Annotated in this window: 4 protein-coding genes; 3 read left to right on the top strand and 1 reads right to left on the bottom strand. The window is 72.3% G+C overall.

All coding sequences use genetic code 11. The features are described 5' to 3' along the window. Positions 1–339 precede the first annotated feature (339 nt). Positions 340–1,494, top strand: coding sequence for an alkaline phosphatase PhoX (locus GSF22_RS32150; protein ID WP_208817673.1), 1,155 nt, complete (start codon positions 340–342; stop codon positions 1,492–1,494). Positions 1,495–1,585: 91 nt separating this feature from the next. Then, on the top strand, positions 1,586–1,804 hold the full coding sequence (locus GSF22_RS32145; protein WP_208817672.1) for a hypothetical protein: 219 nt from the start codon (positions 1,586–1,588) through the stop codon (positions 1,802–1,804). On the opposite strand, the gene GSF22_RS32140 is transcribed toward GSF22_RS32145, so the two are convergent. Beyond that, on the bottom strand, positions 1,771–2,499 hold the full coding sequence (locus GSF22_RS32140; RefSeq protein ID WP_208817671.1) for a phosphodiesterase: 729 nt from the start codon (positions 2,497–2,499) through the stop codon (positions 1,771–1,773). The two genes, GSF22_RS32145 and GSF22_RS32140, sit on opposite strands and share 34 nt — an antisense overlap. Before the next feature lie 185 nt (positions 2,500–2,684). Between GSF22_RS32140 and GSF22_RS32135 the strand changes: the two genes are divergently transcribed. After that, positions 2,685–3,367, top strand: a 683-nt coding sequence (locus GSF22_RS32135; protein ID WP_208817670.1) for a M16 family metallopeptidase, incomplete at its 3' end; no start/stop codon positions are given.

The following is a 3,367-nucleotide window of genomic DNA, read 5'->3' as shown; positions in this document are numbered from 1 at the left end:
GTGGGGGAGTGGGACTCGGGGCTCACGGGTGGGTTCCTCACCGCCGGCCGTACCCGGGGCCGGCGCCCGGGTCGTCGAGCCGGCTGCTCGTACGCAAAAGGGCAGGAGCGGAAGCTCCTGCCCAGCCGGCTCGGGTCGTGGTGGCGTCAGATCATGGTCGCGCCACCGGCCGGAGCCGGCTGCGTAAACCATCGATACGAACGCGCCATGCCGACCAGGTTACCCGACCCAGCGGCAAAAGCTCACCGGGCCGCCGCCAAATCCTTGCTCGATGTTCATGGTTATCGATGGATTTCCGGGTAGGTTAACTGGAAACCATCTTTACTGTTGGAGGTTGGCATGGACCGTCGCAGCGTTCTGCGCACCACCGTCGCCGCAGCCGGTGGCGCCGTCTTCTCCGGCAGCCTCTGGACCGGGGCGCTGGCCGCTCCGGCCCAGCCCGGGCCGAGTCCGTACGGGCCGCTCGGAGCTGCCGACGCCAACGGGATCCAGCTCCCCGCCGGCTTCACCAGCCGGGTCGTCGCCCGGTCCCGGCAGACCGTCCCGGGTACCTCCTACACGTGGCACGACGCGCCCGACGGGGGTGCCTGTTTCGTCGCGGGAACTGGTTGGGTCTACGTCTCGAACTCTGAGATCGCGTCGACCGGTGGCGCCTCGGCGGTGCGCTTCAACGCGGACGGAAGTATCTCCTCGGCGTACCGGATCCTGGGAAACACGAACCGGAACTGTGCCGGTGGTGCCACCCCGTGGGGTACCTGGCTCTCCTGCGAGGAGGTCAGCCTCGGCTACGTCTACGAGACCTACCCGCTGGGCGGGACGGCGGCGGTACGCCGTCCGGCGATGGGCCGGTTCAACCACGAGGCGGCTGCCGCCGACCCGGTCCGGCAGGTCGTCTACCTGACCGAGGACGAGTCCACCGGCTGCTTCTACCGGTTCCGGCCCACCGTCTGGGGTGACCTCTCCGCCGGCACCCTGGAGGTGCTGGTCGCCGGCTCGGCCACCAGCGGCCCGGTGACCTGGGCGCGGGTACCCGACCCGGACGGCTCGCCCACCCTCACCCGCAACCAGGTCTCCGGCGCGAAGCGGTTCAGCGGCGGCGAGGGCTGCTGGTACGCCGACGGCACCTGCTGGTTCACCACCAAGGGCGACAACCGGGTGTGGGCGTACGACGCGGTCAACCAGCGGATCGACCTGGCGTACGACGACTCGCTGGTCTCCGGGACCGCCCCGCTGACCGGCGTGGACAACATCACCGGCACCCGGTCGGGGGACCTCTACGTGGCCGAGGACGGCGGCAACATGGAGATCAACATCATCACCCCGGACGAGGTGGTCGCGCCGTTCCTGCGGATCGGCGGGCAGAGTTCCTCGGAGATCTGCGGCCCGGCCTTCTCGCCGGACGGCACCCGGCTCTACTTCTCCTCCCAGCGCGGTACCTCCGGCTCCTCCTCCGGCGGGATCACCTACGAGGTGCGCGGTCCGTTCCGGTCCTGAGCAGGGACGGCGGTGCGGTCGGTCGTAGGCGGGTCCGGCGCCGCTCCGGCGGTGGGCGTGGCGGAGCGACCGGTTGGGTATCACCGGTCGCATGACGAACGATCAGATTGACCACGGACGGGTCGACTCCCGCGCCGACCATCTGCTCCCCGAGGAGTTGGCGGTCGGCAGTGACGACCCGCACGCCCAGGCCGAGGCGATCCTGGCCGAGTCGGACCTCCGGGAGGGCGAACCGGGCACGGCCCCGGACACCTTCCTGGAGCGGCGTACCTCCGATCAGACCGTCGCCCCGGTCGAACCCCCCGACTGAACCGTCCCCGGCCCGGTTCGGCGGGCCCGCTGCGACCCCCGGTAGGTCAGCGCGCGGGCCCGCTGGACCAGGCCCGTCGCCCGCAGACCCGGTGGCAGGTTCCGCACCGGGTCGAAGGCGAGCGCGGCGTCCGTGCCGCAGTCCAGCGGCGCTCCGACGACCACCTGGCCGAACGGCCGCCACGATCCGTGCGGGTAGGCCACGGCGAGGACGGCACCCGGTGGACGCGCCGCGTCAGCCGGCCCCGCCACCGCGGTCGACCCGACGTCGAGGCCGCCGGACTCCGGGTCCGGCAGCGCGCCGAGCAGCAGCCGGCGGCCACCGGCCCGGTACGACACGATCGTGGTGTACGTCCCGGTGAACGAGCGCCGGGGCAGGGGCAGGTGCCGCAGCAGCGGCCGGGCCGCGCTGGAGGAGACCAGCAGGTCGAACGGCCCGGTCGGCAGCCCGTGCAGGCGTACCGCCAGCCCGAGCACGTCCGGCCAGCCGGGCGGGGTCGGGGTACCCCGGGACAGCCGTACCGTCGCCGGGTAGCGGCCCGGCTCGTCGAGCGCCGGCACCCCGGTCGGATTGCCGGGCGGCCCCCAGATCACCACCTCACCGGTGAACGGGACGCCCCGGGGGTGCAGCAGGCGGGCGTGCCGCCAGCGGGCGGCGGTCTCCGCCGCCCGGACGACCAGATCCGAGGTACGCACCTCCCTGCGGTACCCGCGCGGGCCGGACTGATGCGTGCGGGCCGGACTGATGCGCGGTGACCGGCGGGAGCGGAACCGGGCCGCGCCGGCGCGAGGATCCCCGGGGCGGGCGGAACCGCCCGGCTCCGGGACGACACACTCGCGTCAGCCTCCACCCGCCGGCCTTGATCGGATAGCGTTCGGGCATGCCCGAGACCGGTTACCCCTGGCCGATCGAGACCACCCGCCTGGACAACGGCCTGCGCGTGGTGGTCAGCGAGGACCGCACCGCCCCGGTGGTCGCGGTCAACCTCTGGTACGACGTCGGTTCCCGGCACGAACCCGCCGGCCAGACCGGCTTCGCCCACCTCTTCGAGCACCTGATGTTCGAAGGGTCGGTCAACGTGGCGAAGACCGAGCACATGAAGCTGATCCAGGGCTCCGGTGGCTCGCTCAACGCCACCACCAACCCGGACCGGACGAACTACTTCGACACCGTGCCCGCCGAGCACCTGGCCCTGGCGCTCTGGCTGGAGGCCGACCGGATGGGCGGCCTGGTGCCGGCGCTGACCCAGGAGACCCTGGACAACCAGCGTGAGGTGGTGAAGAACGAGCGGCGCCAGCGCTACGACAACGTGCCGTACGGCGACGCCTGGCTGCGCCTGCTGCCGCTGCTCTACCCGCCGGGGCACCCGTACCACCACGCCACGATCGGCTCGATGGCGGACCTGAACGCCGCCGACCTGGCCACCTTCCAGGCGTTCCACGCGATGTACTACGCGCCGAACAACGCCGTACTGACCGTGGTCGGCGACACCGACGCCGACGAGGTCTTCGGGCTGGCCGAGAAGTACTTCGGCCGGCTCTCGCCCCGCAGCGACATCCCGCC

Origin of the sequence: Micromonospora echinofusca, from assembly GCF_017614955.1 — a bacterium.
GTDB lineage: Bacteria > Actinomycetota > Actinomycetes > Mycobacteriales > Micromonosporaceae > Micromonospora > Micromonospora echinofusca_A.
This window is presented reverse-complemented; position numbering and strand designations above follow the sequence as displayed.

Bases quoted from the DNA above. Each gene is read 5' to 3' on its own strand.
- GSF22_RS32150 (WP_208817673.1), top strand. From the start codon at position 340: ATGGACCGTCGCAGCGTTCTGCGCACCACCGTCGCCGCAGCCGGTGGC.
- GSF22_RS32145 (WP_208817672.1), top strand. From the start codon at position 1,586: ATGACGAACGATCAGATTGACCACGGACGGGTCGACTCCCGCGCCGAC.